Origin of the sequence: Campylobacter sp. CNRCH_2013_0671h, from assembly GCF_025773055.1 — a bacterium.
Lineage (GTDB): Bacteria > Campylobacterota > Campylobacteria > Campylobacterales > Campylobacteraceae > Campylobacter_D > Campylobacter_D lari_D.
Map to the genome: position 1 here is coordinate 76,982 of NZ_JAKMTG010000003.1, position 16,894 is coordinate 93,875.

General features: G+C 26.5%; 15 protein-coding genes and 2 pseudogenes. 13 read left to right on the forward strand and 4 right to left on the reverse strand.

The features are described 5' to 3' along the window. Positions 1-40: 40 nt before the first annotated feature. The 4 genes and pseudogenes from waaC (at position 41) to L8X97_RS03190 (ending at position 4,662) form a co-directional block, all read left to right on the forward strand. Positions 41-1,060 (forward strand): lipopolysaccharide heptosyltransferase I, encoded by a 1,020-nt coding sequence (gene waaC, locus L8X97_RS03175; RefSeq protein ID WP_257938865.1) that lies wholly within the window; start codon positions 41-43, stop codon positions 1,058-1,060. Then, complete coding sequence (locus tag L8X97_RS03180) at positions 1,057-1,929, forward strand: lipid A biosynthesis lauroyl acyltransferase (RefSeq protein WP_263662615.1); 873 nt, start codon at positions 1,057-1,059, stop codon at positions 1,927-1,929. Before waaC ends, L8X97_RS03180 begins: the two co-directional genes overlap by 4 nt. Positions 1,930-1,937: 8 nt before the next feature. Continuing rightward, positions 1,938-3,485: a glycosyltransferase family 2 protein gene (locus L8X97_RS03185; protein ID WP_263662616.1), complete on the forward strand. Its 1,548-nt coding sequence runs from the start codon at positions 1,938-1,940 to the stop codon at positions 3,483-3,485. 3 nt (positions 3,486-3,488) lie between these two features. Further along, positions 3,489-4,662, forward strand: a pseudogene (locus tag L8X97_RS03190) (glycosyltransferase family 2 protein). Here L8X97_RS03190 and L8X97_RS03195 read toward each other — a convergent pair. Further along, positions 4,646-5,641 (reverse strand): capsular polysaccharide synthesis protein, encoded by a 996-nt coding sequence (locus L8X97_RS03195; protein WP_263662617.1) that lies wholly within the window; start codon positions 5,639-5,641, stop codon positions 4,646-4,648. The pseudogene L8X97_RS03190 and the gene L8X97_RS03195 overlap by 17 nt on opposite strands. Positions 5,642-5,699: 58 nt before the next feature. Here L8X97_RS03195 and L8X97_RS03200 point away from each other — a divergent pair, with 58 nt between their 5' ends. Next, entirely contained in the window at positions 5,700-6,869 is a 1,170-nt protein-coding gene (locus L8X97_RS03200) for a glycosyltransferase family 2 protein (protein WP_263662618.1), read from the forward strand. On the opposite strand, the gene L8X97_RS03205 is transcribed toward L8X97_RS03200, so the two are convergent. Further along, the gene (locus L8X97_RS03205; RefSeq protein ID WP_263659293.1) at positions 6,849-8,057 is read right to left on the reverse strand and encodes a glycosyltransferase family 2 protein; all 1,209 of its coding nucleotides are present in this window, start codon (positions 8,055-8,057) and stop codon (positions 6,849-6,851) included. The genes L8X97_RS03200 and L8X97_RS03205 overlap by 21 nt on opposite strands. 57 nt (positions 8,058-8,114) lie before the next feature. Between L8X97_RS03205 and L8X97_RS03210 the strand changes: the two genes are divergently transcribed. After that, a complete protein-coding gene (locus L8X97_RS03210) occupies positions 8,115-9,176 on the forward strand; it encodes a beta-1,4-N-acetylgalactosaminyltransferase (RefSeq protein ID WP_263659294.1) in 1,062 nt (353 codons plus the stop codon). Here the strand turns inward: L8X97_RS03210 and L8X97_RS03215 are convergent. After that, the gene (locus L8X97_RS03215; RefSeq protein WP_263659295.1) at positions 9,148-10,053 is read right to left on the reverse strand and encodes a glycosyltransferase family 2 protein; all 906 of its coding nucleotides are present in this window, start codon (positions 10,051-10,053) and stop codon (positions 9,148-9,150) included. The two genes, L8X97_RS03210 and L8X97_RS03215, sit on opposite strands and share 29 nt — an antisense overlap. Before the next feature lie 95 nt (positions 10,054-10,148). Between L8X97_RS03215 and L8X97_RS03220 the strand changes: the two genes are divergently transcribed. From L8X97_RS03220 to L8X97_RS03235, 4 genes are read left to right on the forward strand one after another with little or no spacing between them, the layout of a single operon-like run. Continuing rightward, positions 10,149-11,090, forward strand: coding sequence for an alpha-2,3-sialyltransferase (locus L8X97_RS03220; protein WP_263662619.1), 942 nt, complete (start codon positions 10,149-10,151; stop codon positions 11,088-11,090). Next, on the forward strand, positions 11,032-12,063 hold the full coding sequence (neuB1, locus tag L8X97_RS03225) for a sialic acid synthase (RefSeq protein WP_263662621.1): 1,032 nt from the start codon (positions 11,032-11,034) through the stop codon (positions 12,061-12,063). Before L8X97_RS03220 ends, neuB1 begins: the two co-directional genes overlap by 59 nt. After that, a complete protein-coding gene (gene neuC, locus L8X97_RS03230) occupies positions 12,060-13,175 on the forward strand; it encodes a UDP-N-acetylglucosamine 2-epimerase (RefSeq protein ID WP_263662622.1) in 1,116 nt (371 codons plus the stop codon). The genes neuB1 and neuC overlap by 4 nt, the downstream gene beginning before the upstream one ends. Beyond that, complete coding sequence (locus tag L8X97_RS03235) at positions 13,172-13,843, forward strand: cytidylyltransferase domain-containing protein (protein WP_263662623.1); 672 nt, start codon at positions 13,172-13,174, stop codon at positions 13,841-13,843. The genes neuC and L8X97_RS03235 overlap by 4 nt, the downstream gene beginning before the upstream one ends. On the opposite strand, the pseudogene L8X97_RS08385 reads toward L8X97_RS03235, so the two are convergent. Then, a pseudogene (locus L8X97_RS08385) lies at positions 13,833-14,563 on the reverse strand (glycosyltransferase family 25 protein). The gene L8X97_RS03235 and the pseudogene L8X97_RS08385 overlap by 11 nt on opposite strands. A 205-nt stretch (positions 14,564-14,768) precedes the next feature. Here L8X97_RS08385 and L8X97_RS03245 point away from each other — a divergent pair. The 3 genes from L8X97_RS03245 (at position 14,769) to L8X97_RS03255 (ending at position 16,886) form a co-directional block, all read left to right on the forward strand. After that, positions 14,769-15,776: an NAD-dependent 4,6-dehydratase LegB gene (locus L8X97_RS03245; RefSeq protein ID WP_263659299.1), complete on the forward strand. Its 1,008-nt coding sequence runs from the start codon at positions 14,769-14,771 to the stop codon at positions 15,774-15,776. 288 nt (positions 15,777-16,064) lie between these two features. After that, the gene (locus L8X97_RS03250; protein WP_263662624.1) at positions 16,065-16,478 is read left to right on the forward strand and encodes a hypothetical protein; all 414 of its coding nucleotides are present in this window, start codon (positions 16,065-16,067) and stop codon (positions 16,476-16,478) included. Positions 16,479-16,481: 3 nt separating this feature from the next. Continuing rightward, positions 16,482-16,886, forward strand: coding sequence for a MaoC family dehydratase (locus L8X97_RS03255; RefSeq protein WP_258108296.1), 405 nt, complete (start codon positions 16,482-16,484; stop codon positions 16,884-16,886). Positions 16,887-16,894: the final 8 nt, after the last annotated feature.

The following is a 16,894-nucleotide window of genomic DNA, read 5'->3' on the forward strand; positions in this document are numbered from 1 at the left end:
TGTTAAAATCATAACAGAAAATTTAAAAATAAAGTAGCATATGAAAATAGGTTTGGTTAAGTTATCCGCACTTGGAGATATCATCCATGCGGTGATTGTTTTGCAATTTATTAAAAAGCATTATCCTAAGGCGAGTATTGATTGGTTTGTAGATGCAAGATTTGCAGGATTGTTGCAAGATCATCCAATGATTAATGAAGTATATGCCCTGCCTTTAAAAGATAGAAAATTCAAAGAAGTTTTTGCTATGCTTTTTGAAGCTAGGCAAAACAAATATGATGTTGTGATTGATTTGCAAGGTTTGATTAAATCTGCTTTAGTGAGTAAATTTTTATGTGCTAATACTTTTGGTTTTGATCAAGAAAGTATCAAAGAGAGCTTTGCGAGTAATTTTTATACACATAAATTTGCGTGTAATTATGAAGAAAATATTATCGTGCGTAATCTTTCTTTGGTAGCTTATGTGTTAAATGAACATTTTGATCATAGTGACATAGAGTTAAAACAAAGCTGTTTTAGTGTAGATGATGAGTTAAAAGAAAGCTTAGAACAAAGGCTTTCTTTAAGTGAAAGTGCGCCAAATATACTCATACATGTAGGCTCATCTATGCCTAATAAAATTTACCCAAAAGAGCGTTTGATACTACTTTGCAGAATGCTTTTAGAGTATTTTACTAGTGCAAAAATCATGCTTGGTTGGGGTAATGTTAATGAGTTTAATTTTGCTAAAGATATAGTTTTAAATTTAAAACATTTGAAAATAGAACTTGCACCAAAATTAAGCTTAAGTGAGCTTTGTGCTTTAACTAAGACAAGTGATTTAATTATCGGAAATGATAGCGGGCCTACTCATTTAGCCTTTGCATTAAACAAGCCTTCTATAACGATTTTTGGTGCTACTCCTAGCCAAAGAAATACTTATGAAACAAATATCAACAAAACAATCAATGCAGGTAAAAAAATACTGCATTCAAAACATATAGATAAAAGTGATTTTTGCATACAAAATATCGATGAAAAAGATATTTTTAAACTAGCTTGTGAGCTTTTAGAAAAATGATAAATTATGTATATCTAAGCCTTTTTTATATATTAAAAGCCCTTGTGAAGATTTTACCTGTAAAACTTTTAAATTCTTTTGCAAATTTGGTTGCTTTAATCACTTATAAGTTAAATCACAAACACCGCAAAATCATTGACATAAACTTAAAAATTTGCTTTCCTGAAAAAGATCAAAAATGGCGTGATGAAACTAGTCTTAATATCTATAAAAATTTTGCTAAATTTGGGATTGATTTTATCAAAAATCAAAATGCAAGCAAAGAAGAAATTATCGATAAAATTTGCTTTGATGATGAGGAGCAAATTTTAAATATAATGCAAAGTAAAAGACCCTTGATTGTAACTACGGCTCATTATGGTAACTGGGAGCTTTTGGCTTTGTCTTTTGGAGCTAAATTTCAAGGAATTTCCATAGTTGGAAGAGCACTTGATAGCGTGATAATGGATAAAATTTTAAGTAAAAATCGCACGCAATTTAATATAGAGCTTATAGAAAAAAAGGGCGGGCTTAGAAAAATGCTAAAAGCCTTAAAAGAAGGTAGATCGCTTGGAATTTTAACCGATCAAGATGCAGTGGATAGTGAAAGTGTAAAAATACAATATTTTAACCAAGAAGTAAATTTCATAGCAGGTGCAAGTGTACTTGCTAAAAAAACAAATGCTATGATTTTACCTTGTTTTGTGTATCAAAAAGATGAGAAATTTTTTGTAAAAACTTTTAAGGCTTTAGATGCAAGCAAGGCAAGTATAGAAGAGCTTACTAAGTATCAAGCAAAGTGTTGTGAAGAGATGATTAAATTTAAACCTGATGAGTATTTTTTCTTTCATAAGAGATTTAAAAGATACAATCATGAATTATATTTATAGGGTATAAAATGGATTTAAAGCAAATTAGTGTGATAATGATTGTTAAAAATGCTCAAAAAACTTTAAAAGCTTGCTTGGAATCTTTGCAAGAATTTGGCGAGATAGTTTTGATAGAAAATGATAGCAATGATGATACTTTAAAAATTGCTTATGAATTTAGTAAAAGTTATAAAAATATCAAGATTTATCAGCATAAATTTATAGGTTTTGGACCTTTGAAAAATTTAGCCATAAGTTATGCTAGTAATGATTGGATTTTTAATATTGACGCAGATGAGCTTACTAAGAAAGAATTTTTACAAGAATTAGGGCAAATTGAGCCTAATAAAGAAGATATCATAGCTTTACCAAGAGAAAATTTATATAATGGAGAGTGGATTAAAGCTTGTGGATGGTGGCCTGATCATGTAATGCGAGTGTTTAATAAAACCCATACTAGTTTTAATGAAAATTTGGTGCATGAGAGTTTGATTTTACATGAAGATAGCAAAAAGATTAAGTTGCAAAATGGTTTGAGACATTTTGCGTTTGATGATATCGATAGTTTGCTAGATAAGCTTCAAAAATACTCTAAGCTTTGGGCTTTGCAAAATTTACACAGAGAAAGTAGTGTTTGCAAGGCATTGCTAAGAGGAATTTGGACTTTTTTTAGAAATTATGTTTTGAAAAAAGGGATTTTTTATGGCTATAAAGGCTTTATCATAAGTACTTGCAATGGTCTTGGGGCCTTTTTTAAATATATGAAATTATATGAGTTAAAAAAACAAAAGCCAAAAACTTGTGCTTTAATCATCACAACCTATAATCAAAAAGAAAGGCTTGCTTTGGTGCTTGATAGCGTTAAAAACTTAGAGCCTTTACCAGATGAGGTTTTAATAGCTGATGATGGAAGCAGGGAAGATACGGCTAAGCTTATACAAGCTTATCAAAAGGATTTTCCTTGTAAGTTAGAGCATATTTGGCAAGAAGATGAGGGATTTCGTGCTGCGGCAAGCCGCAACAAAGCGATTAGAGCTTCAAATAGTGAATATATTGTTTTAATCGATGGTGATATGATTTTAGAAAAAAACTTCATTAGTGATCATTTAAAATTTGCTAGTTTAAAGACTATTTTGCAAGGCTCAAGAACTATTTTAAATGAAAATGAAAGCAAAGAACTTTTAAGCAAAAATGATTTTAGTTTGACATTTAATAAAAAAGGTTTTAAAAATCAAAGAAATATTTTTTTAGCTAAATGTATATATAAATTTTCAAAACTAACTAAGAAATTTTTTAAAAAATCACAGCTTGTTAAAGGTAGTAAAACTTGCAATATGAGTTTTTATAAAAGTGATTTTGAAGCCATTGAAGGTTTTAATGAAAAATTTATAGGTTGGGGCAGGGAAGATAGTGAGTTTGTAGCTAGATTTTTATTTAATGAGGGAGTGTTTAAAAGGCTTAAATTTAATGCTCTGGCTTATCATATCTACCATGAAGAAAATAGTAAAAATATGCTTGAAATCAATCATCAAATTTATCTTGAAACTATAAAAAATGAAAAAACAACTTGGAGATAAGGCATGAAAACCGTAGGCGTAGTAATCCCCATATACAATGTAGAAAAATATCTAAAAGAATGTTTAGATAGTGTAATCAATCAAACCTATACTAACTTAGAAATCATACTCGTAAATGATGGTAGTACAGATGAAAACTCACTCAATATTGCAAAAGAATATACTCTAAAAGATAAAAGAATAACTCTTTTTGATAAAAAAAATGGTGGTTTAAGTAGTGCTAGAAATGTAGGTATAGAATTTTTTTATGGTGAATATGAAATACAATATATTGAAAAAGAAAATGAATTAAATATTTTTAAGATTGTTGGCAATAACCCACAAAATATTTATAAAATTTATAAATATAAAAATGCTTTAGTAGATGATAAATTAGAAATTCCAAAGATTGATTATATTATCTTTTTAGATTCTGATAATTATTGGGAGTTAAACTGCATAGAAGAGTGTGTTATAAGAATGCAAAATGTAGATGTATTATGGTTTGACCATACTTGTATTTATGATGATGGTATAGAAGATAAGGGTCAAAAAACAAGGATGAATATATTTAATTTCACTCAAGAATGTACTATCACTCCAAGAGACTATGCTAAGCAAGCTATAAAAGTAGGTTCAAGGGATATCTCGTTTAGCTGGGGTGGTATGATAGATTTTTCATTTTTAAAACAATTAAAACTTAAATTTATTAACAAAATCATCAATGAAGATATTCATTTTGGTATGGTTTTATTTAGCTGTGCTAATAATATTTATATTTTGCCAAAAAGATTGTATTTGTGCCGTTTGAGAGCAAATAGTATATCAAATCATGATAAGAAAGTCACAAAGGCAAATGTATCAGAGTACTTTAAAGACTTATATGAATTTTTTGGAGAAAATGCTAAAGAGGCAAAAAACTATTTAAAAGCAGCAAGTAGGATGATAACAGCTTTAGAGTTGATAGAATTTTTTAAAGATCAAAAAAATGAAAATTTTCAAGCTATAAAGGAAACCTTTCTGCCTTTTTATGTAAAAAAGGCTTTGAGGATTAAAAAATTTAAAAAAGATCCTTTAAATTTAAAAGAAAAATTACCTATAATAAAACCTTTTATCCAAACAAAAATTCCTTATGATCTTTGGAAAATTTGGCAAAAAATAAAAGGTATTTTTAGATAAAATCAACTTTGCAAAATGATTTTATCTATCATTGAATCTTTTTTTATAGATTTAAAATGCGTGAGTTTGTGTAAAAAACTTTGCTTTTGAATTTTTTCCCAAAGAGTTGGATTAAATTTTTCTTTGGCGCTAAATTGTAATAAATGACATTCTATATCACTCATATTTTTATAGGTATCATTTACAAAGCCATGTTCTTTTAAAAGTTCAAATATGATATGCAGTACAAAATAATAGTGATTTTCATTTGATTGCTCATTTTTCCAATAATTTATTAAAATATCTTTTAGAGTTTGAATAAAAGTATTGCTTGCTTTGGCTATCATAAAACTACTTAGCATTTTAACCTTAAAATCATCATTCCAGTTAAAATATCCATAAGAAAAATACCCACTTTTGATAAAATTTTTCAATTTCTCTTTACTAGGTTTTGTTTTTGATCTTTCAAAGATAAAAAAATCTTTATTACAAAGTTCACTAGGAATTTTAGAGCTTAAAAATATACTTGCATCACACCATATACCTCCATAAGTTGCAAGTAAGCATACTCTTAAAAGATCTGAAAAAAAAGTTATAGTTTTTTCTCCAAAAAAATTATTTTCTAATTTTTCTATAACAAATGATGGAAAATCAAGGTAATCTTTTATATTATCTTTATCTAGAATGATGATTGTGTAGTCATCTTTCATTTGTTCTTGTACAGAGTTAAAGCATTGTTGTATCATAGGCGAAGCTTGATTTTTACCTTGATACCAAAATTGCCAAATAATTTTATCATTTTTAAAATGATGTTTTTTTTCAAAATTAAAATGAGGAATTTTCCCATCTAAAAAAGGGTTTATATAGTTGTTTAAAAGATAATTAGCCACTTTGGGGTGTTCTAACTTATATTGAATATGATTTCTTAATTTTCTTCTTATTGATTTTATAGGTATAAATGAGCTTAGTTTTTTTGTTAAAGTATTATAAATTAAAGAATTGTTTTGTTGTATTTGCATATATATTCCTCAAAAGTTTTTCTGATATAATATCAAAAATAATTAAGGTTATGTATATATGAAAACCGTAGGCGTAGTAATCCCCATATACAATGTAGAAAAATATCTAAAAGAATGTTTAGATAGTGTAATCAATCAAACCTATACTAACTTAGAAATCATACTCGTAAATGATGGTAGTACAGATGAAAACTCACTCAATATTGCAAAAGAATATACTCTAAAAGATAAAAGAATAACTCTTTTTGATAAAAAAAATGGTGGACAAAGTACAGCTAGAAATGTAGGCATAGAATATTTTAGTGGAGAATATAAACTCAAAAACAAAACTCAAGCTTTAAAAGAAAATTCTTTAATAGAATTTAATATAGAAGGTAATAATTCTTATGAAATATATACTGTATATAAAAGCTATAAAGCTTTTAATAATGAACAAGATTTAACTAACTTTACTTATCCTATTATAGATTATATTATCTTTTTAGATTCTGATGATTATTGGGAATTAAACTGCATAGAAGAATGTGTACCTAGAATGGATGGGGTAGAAGTGGTGTGGTTTGATGAAGCAAAATACTATGAAATATCTTGTAAAAATCAAAGTCAAAGTAGTAGATTAAAAGATATTAATATAAAACAAGAAAAAAAGATTACTCCATTAGAATGGTTGCGACATTTAGCAAGAAGCAAGATGAAAGATTTTTCTTTTGCTTGTTCAGGTATGATAAATTTTAATCATATAATAGATAAAAAAATAAAATTTAAAGATGGTATTTTTGCCGAAGATCATTTATTTGGAATTTTGCTTTTTTCACAAGCTAAGAGTATTTATGTTTACCCTAAAGTATTTTATTATTACAGAATTCGAACAAATTCATCAACAAATCAAGATAAGATAATCATTAAAGATAACATACTTCCTCATTTTAGAAATATATTAGATGCTTTTAATGGAGATGCATTTTTAGCAAAGGAATATTTTAGATATTCTAGTTGGGTGTTAATAGCCTTAGAGCTAATTAATTTTATTAATAGTTATCAAGATAAAACCATCTCTTTGTTTTTAAAAAAAGCTATTTTATATTTTTATATAAAAAATGCATTTAAGATAAAAAAATTTAGCAAAGACCCACTGTGTGTTCAGAGAAAACTTAAAGATTTAAAATCTTATAAGATATCAAAGATTCAATATAAAATATTTAGATTATTATCGAGTTTTATTAAATAATGAGATTATTTTTTTTGGATGTCTAATGCATAATCTAATTATGTAATATAGTTTATATAATTTAACAAATTTTAAGTACTTATATAGATTCTCACGGATTTTTAGAGGATCTTTTGTAATTTTCTTTTGTGCTATAGAGTACAAATAACTTTTTGATGATTTTTTTAAAAAAGAGGTTTGATTGTCAAATTTTTGTATTTTTAAAAAAATAACTAGTAGGCAGTATAGGTGAAAATATTCTCTAAGCTCTTTATAATCGCTAAAATGCTCTTTTAGCGGCTCTAGATATTTAGGTAATTTTTGTGGTATTAAGGTATTTTGGATATTTGTTATGGAGCCTTTTCTAATTCTATATATCATTAAGGTTGTATTGATATAAAAAACTTTTTTAGCCAAGCAAAACAATATAGTTCCAAAATCATGATCTTCATGATAAATTCCATGAGTGAAACGAAGATTATATTGATTTAAAATTTTAGCCTTAAAAGTTCCTTGCCAAGCAAAATAAAACTGAAAAAAGTTATTTTCTTGCAATAGCTCTATACCGGTATTAAAAAATATTTTTTTACTTTTTTGTATTAGGTCTGTTGGCGGTTTTTTTAAAAAACAAGAATTTTCTTCATGATATTCTTCAAATCCATGTGCACAAATATCCAAATCTTTTTCAAACATTTCTTTCACGCAAAGCTCTATACAGTCATTTAAAAAATAATCATCTGAATCTAAAAAGTGAATTATAGAATTTGGTAGCTCTTGCACTAATAAATCATTTATATTTTCTATATTTGTTTTTATGTATCTTTTTTGAATAGGTATAAAATTTGATTTTATAGTTTCTTTGTTAATTATTTTTGTATTTTTGTCAAAGGTATGAGTTGAGGCAAAAGAGATTATATCTTGTTTTTTCTCATCTTCAAAAAAGCTTCTAAGTTTAGTTCCTTTTATAAATTCTAATCCCATATTTCTTGCCGAACTCAATCCTCCATTTTCCTTAGAGATTAAAAATATTCTTTCATCTTTATTGAGATATTCTAAAGCTATATCTAAGCTTCCATCATCACTTCCATCATCTATTAAAATAATATCTAAATGTTTATAGCTTTGATTGATAACGCTATCTAGACATTCTTTTAGGTATGGTGCTACATTGTATATCGGTATAATAATGGAAATTAAAGGATTATTCATATACACTTTCACTTGGTTGTTTTTTGTATTATATCTAAAAAAGAAAAATAAGAGAGTATGAAAACGAGAGAAGTGATTATAAAGATATTTTTATTTTTTATACCTATAAGTTATGTGAGAAAAAAAATAAGATTTTTTTTAGACAATAAGACTATTGTTTTACAAAAAGTAAATTCTATATTAAATGAAGATTTAGTAAATAAAATGAACTTGTTTTCTAATAATTATTTTCTCGAGATTAACAGAGCTATTTATGGTGTGAAAAAACATCAAGGTTTTTTTGATTTTGATTTGAATTCAAAAGATCCAAAATCTCCTTTAAATCCTTGGGCTTTTATAAGAGTGAAAAATGAAGCTATCACCTTAAGAGCTTCTTTAGAAAGCATATTACCTGCTGTGCAAAGAGGTGTTATAGGATATAATGATTGTACTGATGGAAGCGAGGAGATTATTTTAGAATTTTGCAAGCAATATCCTTCTTTTATACCAGTAAAATATCCTTACGAAGTACAAATTGAAAATCCGCAAGGTGAAGAAAATAAACTTTATAGCTATTATAATTATGTTGCAAGCTTTATTCCTCAAGGAGAATGGCTTATAAAAATAGATGTGGACCATTACTATGATGCTAAAAAATTATATAAGAGTTTTTATATACCCAAAAAAGATTATCATGTGGTTAGTTATTCTAGAATAGATTTTGTATTTAACGATGGGAATTTTTATGTTTATCGGGATAAAGATGGAATGATTTTAAGAGCCCCGGGAGATTGCTTATTGATACAAAATACTAATTTATTTTGGAAAGAAGTATTAATTAAGGGGGATAGTTTTAATTGGAATATAGTTGATATTAAATCAAAATTTGCAAAATCTTATGAAGTTTTATCTTTTGAAAAAAAAGTTTTCTTTTATACAGAACTTAATAATTATCATTTTCCATTTATTAAAAGTTACAGAAAAAATGATTACAATCAATTGGCTTGGATTGGTTTAGATGAATTTATTAGGGATTATAAAGAAAAATTAAAAGATCAAATAGACTTTGAAATGTTAAAATATAAAGTATTAAAGCAAATATATGAAAAGCTTACATCTTTAGAAAGCGATAAAATTTAAATTGATTTTTTTTAAAAAAAATATTGATTTTAAAATAGAGAGAATTTTTCTTACCTGATAATACATATTTTTCAATCAATAAAAAATAATTAATTAAAAACAGCAAAGCTAGATTAAAATTATAGTTATGTTGTATCTTCTTTAGAAGATTTGTAACATTATCTTGTTCTTGTATATTTGTTTTTATGTTTAGTGATGTTAAGGTTCCGGTTATAGAGGAGTTGCTTATTTGATAATTATATAAATTTTTCTTCAAATAAAATATAGCATTTGAGATATTTATTAAAGGATAATATAATAAAACATCTTCAGCCATATTAATTTTGGTATTTTTTTCCAGTGGTATTAGACTAAAAGCTTTGAGATATAATTCTTTTTTTATGACTTTTCCCCACATTGTCCAAAATAGATTTTTGGTTTTTAGTAGCTTTTTTAAAAAATCTTTTTTTATGTAGCTTTTTTCTTGAAAATTTAATTTTCTTTCTATTTTACTATTGTTGTTTAACACAAATGCATCAAAAAATATTAAATCTATCTTATTATTTTTATTCAAAATTTTAACACATTCTTCACAAGCATTAAGCTCTAAATAATCATCAGGATCTAAAAACATAATATAAGGTGAAGCTGCTACTTTAACACCTTCATATCTTGCTCTTAAAAGTTTCAAATTTTCTTCATTATGTATGATTTTTATTCTATTATCTTTGCCAGCATATTCTTTAGCTATATCTACACTTTTATCGCTTCCACAATCATCTACTACAATGATTTCTATATCTTTAAAAGTTTGGTTAATACAATTTTCTAATGCCCTAGCAATATATTTTTCTACATTATAAGTTGGTAGTATAATTGATATTAAAGGATTATTCATATATACTCTTTTATTTATTTCTAAAAATTATAGCAAAATATCATTTAATATTATAAAACTATAAAAAAAGGAATCAATAATGAAGGGTAATATAAATGCAGGGGGGGGGTAATGCTGTAATTTGTGGCAATGGACCTAGTTTAAAAAAGATAAATTATAAAAGATTACCAAAAGAATTTGATGTTTTTAGATGTAATCAATTTTATTTTGAAGATAGATATTTTGTAGGTAGAAATGTAAAATATGCTTTTTTTAATTCTTTTGTATTTTTTGAGCAATACTATACAACAAAGCAACTTATACAAAATAAAGAATACAATATAGAAAATATAATATGTTCCACTTTTAATTTGCCATTAATAGATGATGAGAGTTTTATAAAATTATTTCCTAGTTATTTTTGTGATGCATTATTAGGACATGAAGTATTAGCTAAAATAAATGATTTTCTTACATTTGTGAAATACAATGAAATTTATGAAAACAAAAGAATAACTTCTGGAATTTATATGTGTGCTGCTGCTGTTGCTTTAGGATATAAAAATATATATTTGACAGGTATCGATTTTTATGATGATAAAAATAATATATATGTATTTAAAAATAACAATAACAATATCTTAAAATTAATTCCAGAGTTTGAAATTGGTGACAGCAATAAAAGACATTCTAAAGAATTTGATTTGCAAGCTTTAAAAATGCTGAAGAAGCAATATGAAGTTAATTTCTATACCTTAAATGAAAATAGCCTAATTAGTAAATATATAGATTTAGCACCTATAGAGAATAGTAATTTCATATTAAAAAATAAACCGAGTAATTATATAAATGATATTTTGATACCAAATTCCGAATATAAAAATACCATATACAGGATACAAAATCAAAATTCAAAATTTAAACAAAATATATATTATAAGCTATTTAAAGACTTATTCCATCTTCCAAGTGACATAAAACACTACTTAAAGGAAAAATATGCAAATAAAAATAGAAAAATTAACTATTTCTCAGAAAAATCCTTTGATAATCCCTGAAATAGGCATAAACCATAATGGTAGTTTAGAGATAGCAAAATTTATGGTAGATGCAGCCAAAAGAGCAGGAGCTAAGATAATAAAACACCAAACTCATATAGTCGAAGATGAAATGAGTCAAGAAGCTAAAAATGTTATACCAGGTAATGCAAATATTAGCATTTATGAGATTATGGAACAATGTGCATTAAGCTATAAAGATGAACTAGCTTTAAAAGAGTATGTAGAAAAGCAAGGTTTAGTATATCTTAGCACTCCATTTAGCAGAGCTGCTGCAAATCGTTTAGAAGATATGGGTGTAAGTGCTTATAAAATAGGCTCGGGTGAATGCAATAATTATCCTTTAATAAAACATATAGCACAATTTAAAAAACCTATGATTATAAGTACCGGTATGAATAGCATAGAAAGTATAAAACCCACAGTTAAAATACTTAGAGATTATGAAATACCTTTTGTTTTACTTCATACTACAAATTTATATCCAACCCCATCACACTTAGTAAGATTACAAGCTATGTTAGAACTATATAAAGAATTTAATTGTCTTTATGGACTCAGTGATCACACCACAAACAATCTTGCATGTATAGGCGCAATAGCTCTTGGAGCAAGTGTGCTAGAAAGACACTTTACGGATACTATGGATAGAAAAGGCCCTGATATAGTTTGCTCTATGGATGAAAGCACTTTAAAAGATCTTATAAATCAAACACAAGAAATGGTGCTTTTAAGAGGCGATAATAATAAAAATCCTTTAAAAGAAGAGCAAGTGACCATTGATTTTGCATTTGCTAGTGTAGTAAGTATAAAAGATATAAAAAAGGGTGAAATTTTATCTATGGATAATATTTGGGTAAAAAGACCTTCAAAAGGTGGCATAAGTGCAAAGGATTTTGAAGCCATACTTGGAAAAAGAGCAAAAAAAGATATAAAAAATAATATACAACTAACATGGGATGATTTTGAATGAAAAAAATAGTTTTTGTTAGTGGAACTAGAGCTGATTTTTCTAAAATAAAATCACTAATGATGAAAGTTGATAATTCAAATGAATTTGAATTATTTATATTTGTAACCGGTATGCATATGAGTAAAAAATTTGGCTCTACTTATATGGAAATAGAAAAATGTGGTTTTAAAAATATATATAAATATATAAATCACGATAAGTATTATCAGATGGATAAGGCTTTATCATCAACAATAGATGGTTTTTCTAAATTTATACATGAGATAGAGCCTGATTTGATAGTAGTGCATGGTGATAGAGTAGAGCCTTTAGCTGCTGCTATAGTAGGAAGTTTAAATAATATCTTAGTGGCACATATAGAAGGCGGAGAGCTTTCAGGAACTATAGATGAGAGCTTAAGACACGCTATTAGTAAATTAGCACATATTCATTTAGTAAATGATGAAATAGCAAAAAAAAGATTAATACAAATGGGTGAAGATGAGAAATCCATTTTCATTATAGGTTCTCCTGATTTAGAATTGCTAAATAATACTATATCTTTAGATGAAGCAAAAAAATATTATGATATAAAATTTAAAAATTATGCCATAGCTATATTTCATCCAATTACAACCGAAATAAACTCTTTATATAAACAAAGTGAAGAATTTGTAAATGCTCTTATAAAAAGTGAGAAAAATTATATAGTTATTTATCCAAATAATGATTTAGGATTTGAGTTGATTTTGCAAAATTATGAAAGGCTTAAAAATAATGAAAGATTTAAAATTTTTCCTTCTTTAAGATTTGAGTATTTTATAAGTTTGTTAAAAAATGCCAATTTTATCATAGGAAATTCAAGTTGTATAATAAAAGAAGCTTTATATCTTAATGTAAATGGAATTTTAGTTGGCTCAAGACAAGATGGTAGAACTGACATTAATAAAACAATAAGAGTAAATGCAGAGGAAAAGGATATATTAGAAGCTATTTTAAATACTAGCAAATGCACTAATATTATAAACAAAAGACTAGAAATTTTAAATAGTTCTGAGCAATTTTATAGGTTATTGAAAAATAATATTTTATTTACTATAAACAAGCAAAAAATATTTATGGATAAAAAATGACTTTAGCTATAATACCTGCTCGAGCTGGTTCAAAAGGTATAAAAAATAAAAATTTAGCTCTTTTACACAATAAGCCTTTGTTGTATTATACTATCAATGCGGCAAAAAATTCAAAGTATGTAGATAAAATTGTTTTAAGTAGCGATGGTAGTGATATATTAGAATATGGAAAAACTCAAGGTGTAGATGTGTTAAAAAGACCTAAAGAGTTAGCGTTAGATGATACAACTAGTGATAAGGTTGTATTACATACCTTGAGTTTTTACAAAGATTATGAAAATATTGTTTTATTACAACCCACTTCCCCTTTAAGGACAAATGTACATATAGACGAAGCTTTTTTAAAATTTAAAAATGAAAACTCAAATGCATTAATAAGTGTTGTAGAATGCGATAATAAAATTTTAAAAGCTTTTATAGATGATAATGGCAACTTAAAAGGAATTTGTAATAACAAATATCCATTTATGCCTAGGCAAAAATTACCAAAAACTTATATGAGTAATGGTGCAATTTATATAGTAAAGTCAAATTTATTTTTAAATAACCCAACTTTTTTGCAAGAAAAAACGAGTTGTTATATAATGGATGAAAAAGCTAGTTTGGATATAGATAGTGAAAAAGATTTGAATAAAGTTGAAAGAATTATCAAAGGTTTTATTGTTTAAGATGTTTTTTATTATATGTAAATTTTAAAATCAAAAAATAAAATCTTATAATTTCTCTTATAATTTTAGATGGTATGCTAAGTTTCTTTTTTCTTTGTGTTATAGTAGTTTCTACATGATTTAAGTCAAGCAAAAATGGTTTATATATAATGTTTTGTATTTTATTATAATAATACATATCCATATAATCATCTACAGGCTTAAACCAATATCTCGCTTTTTCAATAAACTTTTTTGCAGCATTTGGGTGTATAAAATATCCTTGCGTGCCACCAATATTTTCGTAACTTATATAAAAATTATTATTTAAATGGTGTATTTTTTTATCAAAAAGGTAATAAAATCTTATGTATTCATAGTTATTTAGTAATTTTTCAATGATATTTGAGTTGTTTAAAAACTCATCGCTAAAGATGACATCATCTTCTAAAATGATGATGGGGTTATTAAGTTCTTGGCATTTTTCCCATAAACTATAATGAGATGCAAAGCATGATTTTTCACTATCGCTAAGTTCACGCCCAAGTGCAAATTGACACCACCATGGGAAGTGACTTTTAATTGCAAATGCTCATTTTTAGAACCATCGATGGCTTTAAAAAATTCAAATTCTAGTTGATTTTTTAAATTTGGATTACACGCGAAGAGTTTTTGAATTTGTTCTTGCATAAAATTTTTTCTATCTTTTGAGTGTTCTAGATTGATGATAAAAACTTTTATTTTTTTCAAACTCTACTCTCTAACCCTAAAATTTCTTTTTCTAAAACTTCTAATATTTTTCCATTAAAATGCTTATATGAAAAAACACTAGCTAATTTTTTAATGCATTTTAAACTTTGCTTTTTATGTTGGTAATTTTGCCATAAAATTGCTTTATTTTTTATATAAATGTTATTATTGCACAAAAAATATATGAGAAGTTATAATGAAGAATATATTAGTCACAGGTGCAGATGGTTTTATAGGTTCGCATTTAGTTGAAATGCTTTATACACAAACTAAAGACAAGAATTCTTTGTTTTATGGTTATAAGATTAAAGCTTTAAGCCAGTATAATTCTTTTAATTATTGGGGTTGGCTTGAAGATATAGAGTGTTTAAAAGATATTGAAGTAGTTTGTGGAGATATTAGAGATCCACATTTTTGTAAAAATATCACTAAAGATGTAGAAATCATCTTCCATTTAGCAGCTTTAATAGCCATACCTTTTTCTTATGTTGCTCCAGATAGTTATGTAGATGTTAATATAAAGGGTACTTTAAATATCTGCCAAAGTGCATTAGAAAATAATGTAAAGCGTATTATTCATACAAGTACAAGCGAGGTTTATGGTACGGCTTTGTATGTACCTATTGATGAAAAACATCCTTTGCAAGCACAAAGTCCATATTCAGCAAGCAAAATAGGTGCTGATGCTATGGCAATGAGTTTTTATAATGCTTTCAATCTCCCACTGACCATAGCAAGACCTTTTAATACCTATGGCCCAAGGCAAAGCGCAAGGGCGGTGATCCCAACTATCATCACTCAAATTGCAAATGGAGCTAAACAAATAAAGCTTGGAGATGTAAGTCCTACTAGAGATTTTAATTATGTGAAAGATACTTGTTTAGGGTTTTTAGAGTTAGCTAAATGCCAAAAGGCTATAGGTGAAGTGGTAAATATAGGATCAAATTATGAAATAAGCATAAAAGATACTTTAGAACTCATTAAAAAACTTATGAAATCAAATGTAGAATTTATCACAGAAAATGAACGCGTTAGACCCGAAAATAGTGAAGTATTTAGGCTATGGTGTGACAATAGCAAGATCAAAAGCCTTACTAACTTTTCACCACAATATGATATAGAAAAAGGTTTAGCTCAAACTATAGAGTGGTTTAGTAAACCTTTAAATTTAAAAAAATATAAAAGTGATATTTATAATATTTAATTTCTATAATAAAAAGGAGTATATTTTGAGTCAATATATAATTGGAGCTAGCAGTTTTGCTTATGAAATTACAGAGTACATTTCTTATGATAATAAGTTAAATAATATACACAATGGGGGGGGGTAGATGGTTATTTTGATATAACAAATGAAACATATAACAAATATAATTTTCAATCTCCATATTTAGGATGTGAGGATTTTTATCATTTCAAGGAAAATGACAGTGTAATAATTGCAATATCAAATCCTAAAATTCGTGGTATTGTTTATAATAAAATTAAAAAAATGAAAATCGGTGTTTTTAGTTTTATAAGTTCTAAATCTTTCATATCAAATCAGTCTATCATTTTAGAAGGAGCTATTATTTGTCCTTTCGTTACTTTAACTTCCAATTGCAAAATTGGTGTTAACTTTCAAGCTAATATTTATAGTTATGTGGCTCATGATTGTGTTATAGGTAATAATGTGACATTTGCGCCTTCTGTAAAATGCAATGGTAATGTTATTATAGGTAATAATGTATATATTGGAACAGGAGCTATTATTCATCAAGGTAAAAATGACAAACCTTTAGTGATTGGAAATAATGTTACAATTGCAGCTGGATCTGTCGTAACAAAGAATATAAAGGACAATGAAGTAGTTTTTGGAAACCCTGCGATAAAATTAAATAAAGAAAATTTAAAGAAAAGAATATAAAATATGATTAATATTGATAAAATACATATAGGAATGAAGGCTTCTTGTACTCGAGTGATAACAGATTTGGATGTTGAAAATTTTGCAAAATTATCAGGCGATGTAAATCCAATTCATATAGACGAAGAATATGCTTTGAAGAGTCGATATAAGAAAAAAATAGCACATGGATTTTTTGTATCTTCATTTTTTTCTTCTTTATTTGGCACAAAACTACCAGGTAAAGGGTGTGTTTATGTTTCTCAAAATCTTAATTTTAAGAGGCCGGTTTATATTGGAGACGAGGTTGAAGCTGAAATTGAAGTGATTAAAGTTAATATTGCTAAAAAAAGAATTTATTTTAAAACATTTTGTAAAATAAAAAATAAAATAGCAATTGACGGGGTAGCTGAGATATTTGTCCCATGATACAAAAA